Origin of the sequence: Streptomyces sp. LHD-70, assembly GCF_031157275.1 — a bacterium.
GTDB lineage: Bacteria > Actinomycetota > Actinomycetes > Streptomycetales > Streptomycetaceae > Streptomyces.
The window spans coordinates 105,355-118,051 of sequence record NZ_JAVIFW010000018.1 but is presented as its reverse complement, the minus strand read 5'-3'; the positions used below and the strand labels follow the sequence as shown (position 1 = coordinate 118,051).

Below are 12,697 nucleotides of genomic sequence, written 5' to 3'. Positions count from 1 at the left end.
GGCACCTGGCGACGAGCCGGGTGCCCTCGCGGTACGTAAGGTGAAGATCACCGGACGCACCCTCGCGGCCGCCGGGTAGAGTAGGGGCCGCGTCAAGAACACGACAACGCAGATGACGCAAAAGGTGCGCCGGGAAGTCTGGTCGGCAACTGCTTCAACGACCCCAAGTTGCTGAACGAGACCGGAGGTTCCCGCCAGTGGGCGCGCACACCGAATCCCCCAACCAGAACCGCAAGGCCTTCGGCCGTCTCTCGCTGCCCGAGCGGACCTACATAGCCGACGCGCTGCGGACCGAGACGGTCGGCGGCGTGCTCCTCCTGGTCGCCGCGGTCACCGCCCTGATCTGGGCCAACACCCCGCTGAGCGACAGCTACGAGGCCGTCAGCGACTTCCACTTCGGCCCCTCCGCGCTCGGCCTCGACCTGAGCATCCAGCACTGGGCCGCCGACGGACTGCTCGCCGTCTTCTTCTTCGTCGCCGGTGTCGAACTCAAGCGAGAACTGGTCGCCGGCGACCTGCGCGACCCCAAGGCCGCGATCCTGCCGGTCGTCGCCGCGATCTGCGGTATGGCCGTCCCGGCCCTCGTGTACGTCCTCACGAATATGGCCGGGGGCGGGTCGATGGACGGCTGGGCCGTGCCGACCGCCACCGACATCGCGTTCGCCCTCGCCGTCCTCGCGGTGCTCGGCACCTCGCTGCCGTCGGCGCTGCGGGCGTTCCTGCTCACCCTTGCCGTCGTCGACGACCTCTTCGCGATCATGATCATCGCGGTGTTCTTCACCAGCGAGCTCGACTTCGCCGCGCTCGGCGGCGCCGTCGCGGGCCTCGTCGTCTTCTGGCTACTGCTCCGCAAGGGCGTCCGCGGCTGGTACATCTACGTCCCGCTCGCCCTGGTCGTCTGGGGCCTGATGTACAACAGCGGCGTCCACGCCACCATCGCCGGTGTCGCCATGGGCCTGATGCTGCGCTGCAGCCGACGCGACGACGAGGAGCACTCCCCCGGCGAGCACATCGAGCACCTGGTGCGGCCGCTCTCCGCCGGTCTCGCGGTACCGCTGTTCGCCCTGTTCTCCGCCGGCGTCGGCATCTCCGGCGGCGCGCTCGGCGATGTCTTCACACAGCCCGAGACGCTCGGCGTGGTCCTCGGCCTCGTCCTCGGCAAGGCCGTCGGCATCTTCGGCGGCACCTGGCTCGCCACCCGCTTCACCCGCGCCTCGCTCAGCGACGAACTGGCCTGGCCGGACGTCTTCGCCATCTCCACGCTCGCCGGAATCGGCTTCACCGTCTCGCTGCTCATCGGCGAACTCGCCTTCGTGGGCGACGAGACGATGACCGACGAGATCAAGGCCGCCGTCCTCACGGGCTCACTGATCGCCGCCCTCCTCGCTGCCGTCCTGCTCAAGCTGCGCAACGCCAAGTACCGCAAGCTGTGGGAGGAAGAGGAGCGCGACGAGGACCACTCCGGCATCCCCGACATCTACGAGCAGGACTCCCCCGAGTACCACCTCCGGATGGCCGAGATCCTCGAGAAGAAGGCCGCGGAACACCGCCGTATCGCCGAACTGACCACCGGGGGAAGCGAGCGCGACGACAGTCCGGCATGATCTGACACAGGCCGCTGCAACAACAGGGCGCCGGTACAGACAGCCACCGTCGAGAAAAGCAGAGGGAGACAGCGATGAGCGCAGCCGATGGCGCCGACCGCAGCCTCGGGCAGCTGGTCGCCTCGGCGACCGCCGAGATGTCCGCACTGGTGCACGACGAGATCGCCCTGGCCAAGGCTCAACTGCGGCAGGACGTCAAGCGAGCCGGAATGGGCAGCGGTGCGTTCATCGCGGCCGTGGCCGTGCTGATCTTCTCGCTGCCGATGCTGAGCTTCGCCCTCGCGTACGGCATCCGGGCGTGGAGCGGCTGGCACCTGTCCGTCTGCTTCCTGCTGTCCTTCGCCGCCAATGTGCTCGTCGCGGCGCTGCTCGCGCTGATCGGGCTCGTCATGTTCAAGAAGGCGAAGAAGGGCAAGGGCCCGCAGAAGACGGTCGCTTCGGCCAAGGAGACGGCTGCCGTACTGCAGAACGTCAAGCCGCATCCGCGTCCCGTCCCCGCTGCGACCAGTGGCCTGAGCATGGACAAGGCTGCGGACGCGGCGCCTGTGGCACGCTCGTCCTCATGACGGAACCCGCCACACCTACCGCATCCTCCCCTCCACCCTCGGCCGTACGGATCGCCATCCCCGGCGACCGGGAGGTGATCCACCGGGACGTGGCCGCCAACGGCGCGCGTTTCCACATCGCGGAGGTCGGCGACGGGCCGCTCGTGCTGCTGCTGCACGGCTTCCCGCAGTTCTGGTGGACGTGGCGGCACCAGCTGACGGCCCTGGCCGACGCGGGCTTCCGGGCCGTCGCGATGGATCTGCGCGGGGTGGGCGGCAGCGACCGCACCCCGCGCGGCTACGATCCGGCGAACCTCGCACTCGACATCACCGGTGTGATCCGCTCGCTCGGCGAGCCGGACGCGGCGCTCGTCGGCCATGACCTCGGCGGCTATCTCGCGTGGACGGCGGCCGTGATGCGGCCCAAGCTGGTGCGCCGGCTCGCGGTCTCCTCGATGCCGCACCCGCGCCGCTGGCGCTCGGCGATGCTCTCCGACTTCAAGCAGACCACCGCCGGTTCGTACGTGTGGGGCTTTCAGCGGCCGTGGCTGCCCGAGCGTCAACTGGTCGCGGACGACGGGGCCTTGGTGGGCCGGCTGATGCGGGACTGGTCGGGGCCTCGACTGCCGGAGGACGACGCGGTGGAGGCGTACCGGCGGGCGATGTGCATTCCGTCGACGGCGCACTGCTCGATCGAGCCGTACCGCTGGATGGTGCGCTCGCTCGCGCGGCCCGACGGGATCCAGTTCAACCGGCGGATGAAGCGGCCGGTGCGGGTGCCGACGCTGCATCTGCACGGCTCGCTCGACCCGGTGATGCGTACGCGCAGCGCGGCGGGCTCGGGTGAGTACGTCGAAGCGCCGTACCGCTGGCGGCTGTTCGACGGGCTCGGGCACTTTCCGCACGAGGAGGACCCTGTCGCGTTCTCCACGGAGCTGGTGAACTGGCTGCAGGACCCGGAGCCGGACCGGTAGGGAGCGCGGACAGCCGTTCGGGGTGGTCGCTCTACCGCACCGCGGAAGCGAACTGCCGTTCTTCGAACGGCCACTTGCCCGGCGCATAGGCCGATTGAGGGCGGCCGGTGCGGTTACCGACCATGAGCCACGGGCACACGTCCCGGTATGGGCTGGACGCACGACTACAGTGACGCAGCACGCAATCGCCGCTCGGCCGCAGCGCTGAGCTCTCAGCAGAGGGGTGGCCCGTCGGGCCGGCCCGAGCACCCCGCGCAAGCGGGCATGGGGATTCCCCGCATCCTTCGCCGCAGGGCCCGCTGGGTCTCGGCGCGGCTGCGGCACACCCGCGACTGACGCCTCGATCCACTGCCGCCTCACGGCTTCAGAGGGCGCAGCCTTCCGTGTCGACCTGCTGGTTAGCCGTGCGGCCGAGCTTGATGTCCGTACGGACCTCGTCGGCGGTCAGCGCGTACCCGGTCTCGGGGTCGTCGAGGGACTTGGCGAAGACCACGCCGTAGACCTTGCCGTCCGGGGTGAGCAGCGGGCCGCCGGAGTTGCCCTGACGGACCGTCGCGTACAGCGAGTAGACGTCGCGGCGGACGGTGTCGCGGTGGTAGATGTCCGGGCCGTTGGCGTTGATGCGGCCGCGGACGCGGGCGGATCGAACGTCGTACGCGCCGTTCTCCGGGAAGCCCGCGACGATCGCGCTGTCGCCGCTCGCCGCGTCCTCGTCGGTGAACTCCAGCGGCCTGGCCCGCAGGTCGGGCACGTCCAGTACGGCGATGTCGCGCTCCCAGTCGTAGAGCACGACCTTCGCGTCGTACCGCCGGCCCTCGCCGCCGATCTGGACCGTGGGCTCGTCGACCCCGCCGACCACGTGCGCGTTGGTCATCACGCGGCGCTCGTCGAAGACGAAGCCGGTGCCTTCCAGGACCTTGTTGCAGCTCGTGGCCGTGCCCATCACCTTGACGATGGAGTCCTTGGCGCGGTCCGCGACGGGGCTGTTGCGCAGCTTCGGGTCGGGCGGCCGGACCTCGGTGATCGGCTCGTTGGAGAACGGGCTGAAGACCTGCGGGAAGCCGTTCTGCGCGAGGACGGAGGAGAAGTCCGCGAACCAGGTGCTGGCCTGGCTGGGCAGCGCCGTGGACACGCCCTGCAGCACCTTGGAGTTGCGCACTTCCTTGCCGAGCGTGGGCAGCGTCGTACCGGCCAGGGCGGAGCCGATCAGCCAGGCGACGAGGAGCATCGCCACGACGTTGACGAGGGCGCCGCCGGTGGCGTCCAGGGCGCGGGCCGGGGACCAGGTGATGTATCTGCGGAGCTTGTTGCCCAGATGCGTCGTGAAGGCCTGGCCGACGGAGGCACAGACGATCACCACGACGACGGCGACGACCGCGGCCGTGGTGCCCACTTCCTGCTCGTCGGTGAGGGCGTCCCAGATCACCGGCAGTACGTACACGGCGACGAGACCGCCGCCGAGGAAACCGATCACCGAGAGGATGCCGACGACGAAGCCCTGGCGGTACCCGACGATGGCGAACCACACGGCGGCGACGAGCAGCAGTATGTCCAGCACGTTCACCGATTCAGTCCTCGCCTCGCATCTGTCCGTCCCCGTTCCGCTTCCTGGTGCGCGTACGCCTGCTGTGGTCCGCCCCGCAGGGGGTGCGCCCGCGCGGCACGAGCGCCGCCAAGCCTGTCATGCGTGCCAGTCGAGAGGGACCTCGTTGGAGCGGTCCCAGGTTCTCTCCCAGCCGGCGAAGTGCATGAGCCGGTCGATGATTCCGGCCGTGAAACCCCAGACCAGAGCGGATCCCACGAGGAACGCGGGCCCCTTGTGTCCCCGCGGGTGCACGGCCGTCACACGGTTCTCCGGGTCCGTGAGATGGGCCACGGGGACCGTGAAGACCCGCGCGGTCTCGGCCGGATCGACGACGCCGACCGGGCTCGGCTCCCGCCACCAGGCGAGTACGGGCGTGACGACGAATCCGCTCACCGGGATGTACAGCTTCGGGAGCACGCCGAAGATCTGCACGCCGGACGGGTCGAGGCCGGTCTCCTCCTCGGCCTCGCGCAGCGCGGCGCGGAGCGGGCCGGTGGTCTGCGGGTCGCCGTCCTCCGGGTCGAGGGAGCCGCCGGGGAAGGACGGCTGGCCGGCGTGCGAGCGCAGCGCGCTGGACCGCTCCATCAGCAGCAGCTCGGGCCCCGTCTCGGGGGTGCCGGCGCCGAACAGGATCAGCACGGCGGACTGCCGGCCCTCGCCGCTCTCGGGCGGCAGGAAGCGGCTCAGCTCGGTGGGGCGCACGGTGGCGGCGGCGTGCGCCACCGGCTCCAGCCACTCGGGCAGGCCGTCGGCGGTCACCGTCACCGCGGTCTCGTACGTCTTGCTTGCATGTGGCCCACGCGTCATGGGCACCCCCGTCCGTCCATGGCTGCACAACGTCGTGGAGCGCCCCGTTCGTTCCGCCGCCGGGGCGCTCGGCGCCGTATCTCCTCCGCTTTCCCCTCCGGGCGAGGACGGGTCATCCGGCCGCCAGCGGGGGCGCGGCCTTGCCCGGGTAGTCCGGCGGGGGCTTCAGGCGCTGGCCCGGCAGGCCGCCCTTCTCGTACTTCAGGAGCTTCTGGGCCTTCTCGGGGTCCGTCTCGCCCTCTCCGTACGCCGGGCAGAGGTGGGCGATGGGGCAGGCTCCGCAGGCGGGCTTGCGGGCGTGGCAGATGCGGCGGCCGTGGAAGATGATCCGGTGCGACAGCATCGTCCAGTCGCTCTTCGGGAAGATGTCGCAGATCAGCGCCTCGATCTTCTCCGGGTCCTCGGAGTCGGTCCACTTCCAGCGGCGCACGAGCCGGCCGAAGTGGGTGTCGACGGTGATGCCGGGGACGCCGAAGGCGTTGCCCAGGACGACGTTCGCCGTCTTGCGGCCGACGCCCGGGAGCTTGACGAGGTCCTCCAGGCGGCCGGGCACCTCGCCGCCGTGCCGGTCCCGCAGGGCGGCCGCGAGGCCCATGATCGACTTGGTCTTGGCGCGGAAGAAGCCGGTCGGCCGGATCAGCTCCTCGACCTCCTCCGGGTTGGCCGCCGCCAGGTCCTCGGGGGTCGGGTACGCGGCGAAGAGGCGCGGCGTCGTCTGGTTCACCCTCAGGTCGGTGGTCTGCGCGGAGAGCACCGTGGCCACGAGCAGCTCGAAGGGGTTCTCGAAGTCCAGCTCCGGGTGGGCGTACGGATAGACCTCGGCGAGCTCGCGGTTGATGCGGCGGGCGCGGCGGACGAGGGAGAGGCGGGACTCGGGCTGAGGGACCTTCAGGGCGGGCCCCGCGGCCGTGGCCTTCTTTGCGGCCGTCGCCTTCTTGGCAGTTGACGGCTTCGGCTTCTTGGCGGTGGGGGCTGCGGACTTCTTCGTCGCCGCCGCCTTCTTCGCGGCCGCCGTCGCCGTCTTCTTCGTCGCCGTCGTCTTCTTGCTCGCCGCCGTCTTCTTGCTCGCCGTCGCCGTCTTGTCCGCGGCTGGTGTCGCCTTCTGAGTCGCTGTCGCCTTCTTGGCCGTCGCCCTCCTGGGCGATGACGTCGACTTCATGGGTGCTTCTGGCACTCTCTCCACCCCCTCCCCATTTGCCCGATTTGCCGCTTTCTTCGCGCTCCCTGAAGGCTGTTCGCCCACAGCGGAATCGCTGCGCTCCGCCACCGTCCCAGCCCCCTTGTCCTGCCCTCTCACCGGCCCAATGGACACTCGGCCAGACTAAAGCCAGGCACTGACATCCGCCGCTGACCCCGGTGAACAGACCCCGATTGGGCCCCCTGTCGCACAGGACGCCACGCCGGTACGGCAAACTTGTGACTGATCACACTGTTTTGACCGTCCGGCATCATGGGGACCACGGTCCCCTGAGCAGGTCGACATAGGAGAGAACTCGTGGACGACGTTCTGCGGCGCGCCCCGCTCTTCGCGGCGCTCGATGACGAGCAGGCGGCGGAGCTGCGCGCCTCCATGAGTGAGGTGACCCTCGCACGCAGCGAAGCGCTGTTCCACGAGGGCGACCCCGGCGACCGCCTGTACGTGGTCACCGAGGGCAAGGTGAAGCTGCACCGCACCTCACCCGACGGACGCGAGAACATGCTCGCCGTCCTCGGCCCCGGCGAGCTGATCGGCGAGCTGTCGCTGTTCGACCCGGGCCCGCGCACCGCCACCGCATCAGCCCTCACCGAGGTCAAGCTCCTCGGTCTCGGCCACGGCGACCTCCAGCCCTGGCTGAACGCACGCCCCGAGGTCGCCTCCGCGCTGCTGCGCGCCGTCGCCCGGCGCCTGCGCAAGACCAACGACCAGATGTCCGACCTGGTCTTCTCGGACGTGCCCGGCCGTGTGGCCCGTGCGCTGCTCGACCTGTCGCGCCGCTTCGGCGTGCAGTCCGAGGAGGGCATCCACGTGGTGCACGACCTCACGCAGGAAGAGCTGGCCCAGCTGGTCGGCGCCTCCCGCGAGACGGTCAACAAGGCGCTGGCGGACTTCGCCGGTCGTGGCTGGCTGCGGCTTGAGGCTCGTGCGGTGATTTTGCTGGACGTGGAGCGGTTGGCCAAGCGGTCTCGCTAGCCGCGGGGTTGCCTGTTCGAACGTTGCGGGGTTCCACCGGTCGTCCGGTGGGGCCCCGTTCTCGTTCGCCTGATGCAGCGTCGTGGCTGAGCCCTTCGCGCAGTTCCCCGCGCCCCTGATCAAGCCTCGTTCGCGGGGCGCGGGCCTCAGATCAGCCCGTGCTCCCGCAGGTACTCCAGCTGTGCCCGTACGGAGAGTTCCGCCGCGGGCCACAGGGAGCGGTCGACGTCCGCGTAGACGTGCGCGACCACCTCGGACGGGGTGCGGTAGCCGTTCTCCACAGCCGTCTCGACCTGGGCCAGGCGGTGGGCGCGGTGCGCGAGGTAGAAGTCGACGGCGCCCTGCGCGTCCTCCAGGACCGGACCGTGGCCCGGCAGCACCGTGTGCACGCCGTCGTCCACCGTCAGGGAGCGCAGCCGACGCAGCGAGTCGAGGTAGTCGCCGAGCCGGCCGTCGGGGTGCGCCACGACCGTCGTACCGCGTCCCAGGATCGTGTCGCCCGTCAACACCGCCTGGTCGGCGGGGAGATGGAAGCTCAGCGAGTCCTCGGTGTGGCCCGGGGTCGGTACGACGCGCAGCTCCAAGCCGCCGGTCGTGACGACGTCGCCCGCGCCGAGGCCCTCGTCGCCGAGGCGCAGGGCCGGGTCCAGGGCCCTGACCTTCGTACGGGTGAGGTGTGCGAAGCGGGACGCGCCCTCCGCGTGGTCGGGGTGACCGTGCGTCAGGAGCGTCAGGGCGACCCGTTTGCCCGCCTGCTCGGCGACGCCGATGACCTGGTGCAGGTGGTCGTCGTCGAGCGGGCCCGGGTCGATCACTACGGCGAGGTCGGAGTCCGGTTCGGCGACGATCCAGGTGTTGGTGCCGTCGAGGGTCATCGCCGAGGGGTTCGGGGCGAGGACGTTGATCGTGCGGGCGGTGGCGGGGCCGGAGAGCACCCCGCCGCGCGGCTGGCCGGGAAGGGCGGCGGCTTCGGTCATGCGGAGGGTCCCTGGGCGTTCGGGCCGCCGTGCGCGGCCGGGAGGTGCTTGGTGAACTCTTCGTGGCCGGGCCAGACGAGCACCAACTCGCCGTTCTCCAGGCGGGCCTGGGCCACTACGGGGGTCAGGTCACGGCCGGACGCGGCGGCGAGCGCGGCGCCGGCCTTGTCGTACGCGCCGAGCTGGCGGAGCGTCGCGATGGTCGGCGGCATCATCAGGAGCTCGCCGCGGTCGTATCGGGCGGTGGCGTCGGCGGGGGCGATCCACACGGTGCGGTCGGCCTCCGTCGAGACGTTCCGGGTGCGCTGGCCCTCGGGGAGCGCGGCGACGAAGAACCAGGTGTCGTAGCGCCGGGGTTCGAACTCGGGGGTGATCCAGCGGGTCCAGGCGCCGAGCAGGTCGCTGCGCAGGACCAGGCCGCGCTGGTCGAGGAACGCGGCGAAGGAGAGGTCGCGGCGCACGAGCGCCTCGCGGTCGGCCTCCCAGTCGGCGCCCGTGGTGTCGGACACCACGGACTCCTCCGTGGGGCCCGCGAGCAGCACGCCCGCCTCCTCGTACGTCTCCCGCACGGCGGCGCAGACGATCGCCTGGGCCTCCGTCTCGGTGACGCCGAGCCGGGCGGCCCAGTCGGCGCGGCTCGGCCCCGCCCAGGCGACAAGCCGTTCGTGGTCGCGCGGGTCGACGCCGCCGCCCGGATACGCGTACGCGCCTCCGGCGAAAGCCATGGAGGCGCGTCTGCGCAGCATGTGGACGGCGATGCCACCGGTGGTGCCCTCGGTGTCCTCGGCGCCCGCTGTGTCCTTGAGGAGCATGACCGTGGCCGCCCGGCGCGGCTGCACCGGCTTCAGGGTGCCGTCCGCGAGTGCGCGAATACGGTCCGGCCACTCGGGGGGATACCACTGCCCATTCGCCATGGCCGGAGGCTATCCGCTGTGGCGCGGATGTTCGAGGGGCGGCCGTGGATCACGACCGCCCCTCGACCACTGTTGCCGCCGCTCAGTCCTCGAGCTCTACCTGGAGCTCGACCTCGACCGGCGCGTCGAGCGGCAGGACCGCGACGCCGACCGCGCTGCGCGCGTGCACGCCCTTGTCGCCCAGGACCTCGCCGAGCAGTTCGCTCGCGCCGTTGAGCACGGCGGGCTGGCCGGTGAAGTCGGTGGCCGAGGCGACGAAGCCGACGACCTTCACGACCCGCTTGATCCGGTCCAGGTCACCGGCGACCGACTTGACCGCCGCGAGGGCGTTCAGCGCGCAGGTGCGGGCCAGCGCCTTGGCGTCCTCGGGGGTGACTTCGCCGCCGACCTTGCCGACCTGCGGAAGCTTGCCGTCCACCATGGGCAGCTGCCCGGCCGTGTACACGTACACCCCGGACTGGACCGCCGGCTGGTACGCGGCGAGCGGAGGGACGACCTCCGGCAGGGTCAGGCCCAGCTCGGCGAGCTTGGCTTCGACGGCGCTGCTCATGCCTGCTTCTCCCGCTTCAGGTAGGCCACCAGCTGCTCGGGGTTGTTGGGGCCGGGGACGACCTGGACGAGCTCCCAGCCGTCCTCGCCCCAGGTGTCCAGAATCTGCTTCGTCGCGTGCACGAGAAGGGGCACGGTCACGTATTCCCACTTGGTCATACGGCCGACTGTAATGCCTGCCTCCGGCAGCCCCGCGCGGGCGTGCACCCCGCAGGCGGCGTAACGGACCTCACTGCCCGAACCCGGCGGCGATCCGCCCCGAAGCCTCCGCGGCGCGGGCCGAGGAATTAGGCTCGATCACGTGAGCAGGCTCCAGGTCGTCAGTGGCAAGGGCGGTACCGGTAAGACCACGGTGGCCGCCGCTCTCGCGCTCGCGCTCGCTACCGAGGGCAAGCGGACACTCCTCGTGGAGGTCGAGGGCAGGCAGGGCATCGCGCAGCTCTTCGAGGCGGAGGCGCTCCCGTACGAGGAGCGGAAGATGGCGGTCGCGCCGGGCGGCGGCGAGGTGTTCGCGCTCGCCATCGACGCCGAGCAGGCCCTGCTCGACTACCTCCAGATGTTCTACCGCCTGGGCAGCGCGGGCCGCGCCCTGAAGAAGCTCGGCGCGGTCGACTTCGCGACGACGATAGCCCCGGGCGTACGGGACGTCCTGCTGACCGGCAAGGCCTGCGAGGCGGTCCGCCGCAAGGACAAGAAGGGGCGGTACGTCTACGACTACGTGGTGATGGACGCGCCCCCGACGGGCCGCATCACGCGCTTCCTGAACGTCAACGACGAGGTGGCGGGCCTCGCCAAGATCGGCCCGATACACAATCAGGCGCAGGCCGTGATGCGGGTCCTCAAGTCCCCCGAGACGGCGGTGCACCTAGTGACGCTGCTCGAGGAGATGCCGGTCCAGGAGACCGTCGACGGCATCGCCGAGCTGCGGGGCGCGGGGCTTCCGGTGGGCCGGATCCTGGTCAACATGGTGCGCCCCGCGGTGGTCGAGGTTCCGGTGCCGACGGATGTGCGTCGTACGGAACTGGCGAAGGCGCTGTCGAGCGCCGGGCTCGGCGGGGCGCGCAAGGGCGGGCACGCGGAGCAGCTGGTCGATCCGCTGCTCGCGCAGGCCGCGGAGTACGAGGAGCGGGTCGCCCTGGAACGGGGGCAGCGCGGGCTGCTCACCGAACTGGACCTGCCCGTACACGAGTTGGAGCTGCTCACCGAGGGCATCGATCTGGCCGGGCTGTACCGCCTGGCCACGGACTTGCGCAAGCAGGGGGTCGCATGACGTTGGATCCGGTACCGGTGCTCGATGTCGATCCGCTGATCGACGACCCCACGACCCGGATCATCGTGTGCTGCGGGGCGGGCGGCGTCGGCAAGACCACGACGGCGGCAGCCCTTGGCCTGCGGGCGGCGGAGCGCGGCCGGAAGGTCGTGGTGCTCACCATCGACCCGGCGCGCAGGCTGGCCCAGTCCATGGGTATCGACTCCCTCGACAACACCCCGCGGCGGGTGAAGGACCTCGACGGAGACGGCGCCGGCGAGCTGCACGCCATGATGCTGGACATGAAGCGCACCTTCGACGAGATCGTCGAGGCGCACGCGGACCCGGAGCGGGCCGAGGCCATCCTCAACAACCCCTTCTACCAGTCGCTTTCGGCGGGCTTCGCGGGCACGCAGGAGTACATGGCGATGGAGAAGCTGGGCCAGCTGCGGGCCCGGGACGAGTGGGACCTGATCGTCGTCGACACTCCGCCGTCGCGTTCGGCCCTGGACTTCCTGGACGCGCCGAAGAACCTGGGCTCGTTCCTCGACGGCAAGTTCATCCGCGTCCTGATGGCTCCGGCGAAGGTCGGCGGGCGGGCCGGGATGAAGTTCCTGAACGTCGGCATGTCCGTGATGACGGGCACGCTCGGCAAGCTGCTCGGCGGTCAGTTCCTGCGGGACGTGCAGACGTTCGTGGCGGCGATGGACACGATGTTCGGCGGGTTCCGCACGCGCGCGGACGCCACGTACCGCCTGCTGCAGGCTCCGGGCACGGCGTTTCTCGTGGTGGCGGCGCCGGAGCGGGACGCGCTGCGGGAGGCCGCGTACTTCGTGGAGCGGCTCGCCGCGGAGGAGATGCCGCTGGCGGGGCTCGTGCTGAACCGTGTGCACGGCAGCGGCGCCGCTCGGCTGTCGGCCGAGCGGGCGCTCGCCGCTGCGGAAAATCTTGACGAGCCTCGCATTGTGGATCAGGAGGGCGGGAAAGAAGAACTGCGTAACTCTCCTGAATCCACGGCTACTTCATCCCCTGCCACGGACTCCTCCACCTCCACGCAGCCGCCCGAGCAGCGCTCGGAGCAGCGCCCTGAGCAGCCGTCCGAAGCCGAGCAACTCGCCGCCGGGCTCTTGCGGTTGCACGCGGAACGCATGCAGCTGCTCGCTCGTGAGCAGCGCACGCGCGATCGCTTCACCGCGCTGCACCCGGAAGTCCCGGTGACCGAAGTGGCCGCTCTGCCCGGTGACGTCCATGACCTCGCCGGCCTGCGTGACATCGGCGATCGCCTGGCATCCTGCGACCGCCCGGCCGGGGCCGCCTGAGCCA

At 70.8% G+C, this 12,697-nt stretch carries 14 protein-coding genes; 7 read left to right on the top strand and 7 right to left on the bottom strand.

The genetic code is table 11. The features are described from left to right. Nucleotides 1–197: 197 nt before the first annotated feature. The 4 genes from nhaA to RCO28_RS30045 all read left to right on the top strand — a co-directional run bounded on the left by nhaA (nucleotide 198) and on the right by RCO28_RS30045 (nucleotide 3,459). Nucleotides 198–1,604 (top strand): Na+/H+ antiporter NhaA, encoded by a 1,407-nt coding sequence (gene nhaA, locus RCO28_RS30060; RefSeq protein WP_308944447.1) that lies wholly within the window; start codon nucleotides 198–200, stop codon nucleotides 1,602–1,604. A gap of 74 nt (nucleotides 1,605–1,678) precedes the next feature. Beyond that, nucleotides 1,679–2,170 (top strand): phage holin family protein, encoded by a 492-nt coding sequence (locus tag RCO28_RS30055; protein ID WP_308944446.1) that lies wholly within the window; start codon nucleotides 1,679–1,681, stop codon nucleotides 2,168–2,170. Beyond that, entirely contained in the window at nucleotides 2,167–3,123 is a 957-nt protein-coding gene (locus tag RCO28_RS30050; protein WP_308944445.1) for an alpha/beta hydrolase, read from the top strand. The genes RCO28_RS30055 and RCO28_RS30050 overlap by 4 nt, the downstream gene beginning before the upstream one ends. A 147-nt stretch (nucleotides 3,124–3,270) precedes the next feature. Then, nucleotides 3,271–3,459, top strand: coding sequence for a hypothetical protein (locus tag RCO28_RS30045; RefSeq protein ID WP_308944444.1), 189 nt, complete (start codon nucleotides 3,271–3,273; stop codon nucleotides 3,457–3,459). A gap of 28 nt (nucleotides 3,460–3,487) precedes the next feature. On the opposite strand, the gene RCO28_RS30040 is transcribed toward RCO28_RS30045, so the two are convergent. From RCO28_RS30040 to nth, 3 genes are all read right to left on the bottom strand, one after another. Continuing rightward, nucleotides 3,488–4,687 (bottom strand): MarP family serine protease, encoded by a 1,200-nt coding sequence (locus RCO28_RS30040; RefSeq protein ID WP_308944443.1) that lies wholly within the window; start codon nucleotides 4,685–4,687, stop codon nucleotides 3,488–3,490. A gap of 117 nt (nucleotides 4,688–4,804) precedes the next feature. Further along, nucleotides 4,805–5,515, bottom strand: a complete 711-nt coding sequence (locus RCO28_RS30035) for a CoA pyrophosphatase (protein WP_308944442.1) — start codon at nucleotides 5,513–5,515, stop codon at nucleotides 4,805–4,807. A 112-nt stretch (nucleotides 5,516–5,627) separates the two neighbouring features. Then, a complete protein-coding gene (gene nth, locus RCO28_RS30030) occupies nucleotides 5,628–6,674 on the bottom strand; it encodes an endonuclease III (RefSeq protein WP_308944441.1) in 1,047 nt (348 codons plus the stop codon). Nucleotides 6,675–7,010: 336 nt separating this feature from the next. On the opposite strand from nth, the gene RCO28_RS30025 reads away from it, so the two are divergent. Beyond that, a complete protein-coding gene (locus RCO28_RS30025) occupies nucleotides 7,011–7,685 on the top strand; it encodes a Crp/Fnr family transcriptional regulator (protein ID WP_282516665.1) in 675 nt (224 codons plus the stop codon). A gap of 146 nt (nucleotides 7,686–7,831) precedes the next feature. Here RCO28_RS30025 and RCO28_RS30020 read toward each other — a convergent pair whose 3' ends face one another. The 4 genes from RCO28_RS30020 to RCO28_RS30005 form a co-directional block, all read right to left on the bottom strand. Beyond that, the gene (locus tag RCO28_RS30020; protein ID WP_308944440.1) at nucleotides 7,832–8,662 is read right to left on the bottom strand and encodes an MBL fold metallo-hydrolase; all 831 of its coding nucleotides are present in this window, start codon (nucleotides 8,660–8,662) and stop codon (nucleotides 7,832–7,834) included. After that, a complete protein-coding gene (locus tag RCO28_RS30015) occupies nucleotides 8,659–9,576 on the bottom strand; it encodes an NUDIX hydrolase (RefSeq protein WP_308944439.1) in 918 nt (305 codons plus the stop codon). The genes RCO28_RS30020 and RCO28_RS30015 overlap by 4 nt, the downstream gene beginning before the upstream one ends. An 82-nt stretch (nucleotides 9,577–9,658) precedes the next feature. After that, entirely contained in the window at nucleotides 9,659–10,126 is a 468-nt protein-coding gene (locus RCO28_RS30010) for a RidA family protein (protein WP_308944438.1), read from the bottom strand. Then, nucleotides 10,123–10,284, bottom strand: a complete 162-nt coding sequence (locus RCO28_RS30005; RefSeq protein WP_003981536.1) for a DUF4177 domain-containing protein — start codon at nucleotides 10,282–10,284, stop codon at nucleotides 10,123–10,125. The genes RCO28_RS30010 and RCO28_RS30005 overlap by 4 nt, the downstream gene beginning before the upstream one ends. Nucleotides 10,285–10,426: 142 nt before the next feature. On the opposite strand from RCO28_RS30005, the gene RCO28_RS30000 reads away from it, so the two are divergent. Both RCO28_RS30000 and RCO28_RS29995 read left to right on the top strand, forming a co-directional pair. Further along, complete coding sequence (locus RCO28_RS30000) at nucleotides 10,427–11,395, top strand: ArsA-related P-loop ATPase (RefSeq protein WP_308944437.1); 969 nt, start codon at nucleotides 10,427–10,429, stop codon at nucleotides 11,393–11,395. Further along, entirely contained in the window at nucleotides 11,392–12,693 is a 1,302-nt protein-coding gene (locus RCO28_RS29995) for an ArsA family ATPase (RefSeq protein ID WP_308944436.1), read from the top strand. The genes RCO28_RS30000 and RCO28_RS29995 overlap by 4 nt, the downstream gene beginning before the upstream one ends. Nucleotides 12,694–12,697 lie beyond the last annotated feature (4 nt).

Excerpts from the sequence above, each read along its gene's own strand:
- RCO28_RS30015 (WP_308944439.1), bottom strand. The coding sequence starts at position 9,576 with ATGGCGAATGGGCAGTGGTATCCCCCCGAGTGGCCGGACCGTATTCGC.
- RCO28_RS29995 (WP_308944436.1), top strand. The coding sequence starts at position 11,392 with ATGACGTTGGATCCGGTACCGGTGCTCGATGTCGATCCGCTGATCGAC.
- RCO28_RS30045 (WP_308944444.1), top strand. The coding sequence starts at position 3,271 with ATGGGCTGGACGCACGACTACAGTGACGCAGCACGCAATCGCCGCTCG.
- RCO28_RS30005 (WP_003981536.1), bottom strand. The coding sequence starts at position 10,284 with ATGACCAAGTGGGAATACGTGACCGTGCCCCTTCTCGTGCACGCGACG.
- RCO28_RS30010 (WP_308944438.1), bottom strand. The coding sequence starts at position 10,126 with ATGAGCAGCGCCGTCGAAGCCAAGCTCGCCGAGCTGGGCCTGACCCTG.
- RCO28_RS30055 (WP_308944446.1), top strand. The coding sequence starts at position 1,679 with ATGAGCGCAGCCGATGGCGCCGACCGCAGCCTCGGGCAGCTGGTCGCC.
- RCO28_RS30035 (WP_308944442.1), bottom strand. The coding sequence starts at position 5,515 with ATGACGCGTGGGCCACATGCAAGCAAGACGTACGAGACCGCGGTGACG.
- RCO28_RS30050 (WP_308944445.1), top strand. The coding sequence starts at position 2,167 with ATGACGGAACCCGCCACACCTACCGCATCCTCCCCTCCACCCTCGGCC.
- RCO28_RS30020 (WP_308944440.1), bottom strand. The coding sequence starts at position 8,662 with ATGACCGAAGCCGCCGCCCTTCCCGGCCAGCCGCGCGGCGGGGTGCTC.
- nth (WP_308944441.1), bottom strand. The coding sequence starts at position 6,674 with ATGAAGTCGACGTCATCGCCCAGGAGGGCGACGGCCAAGAAGGCGACA.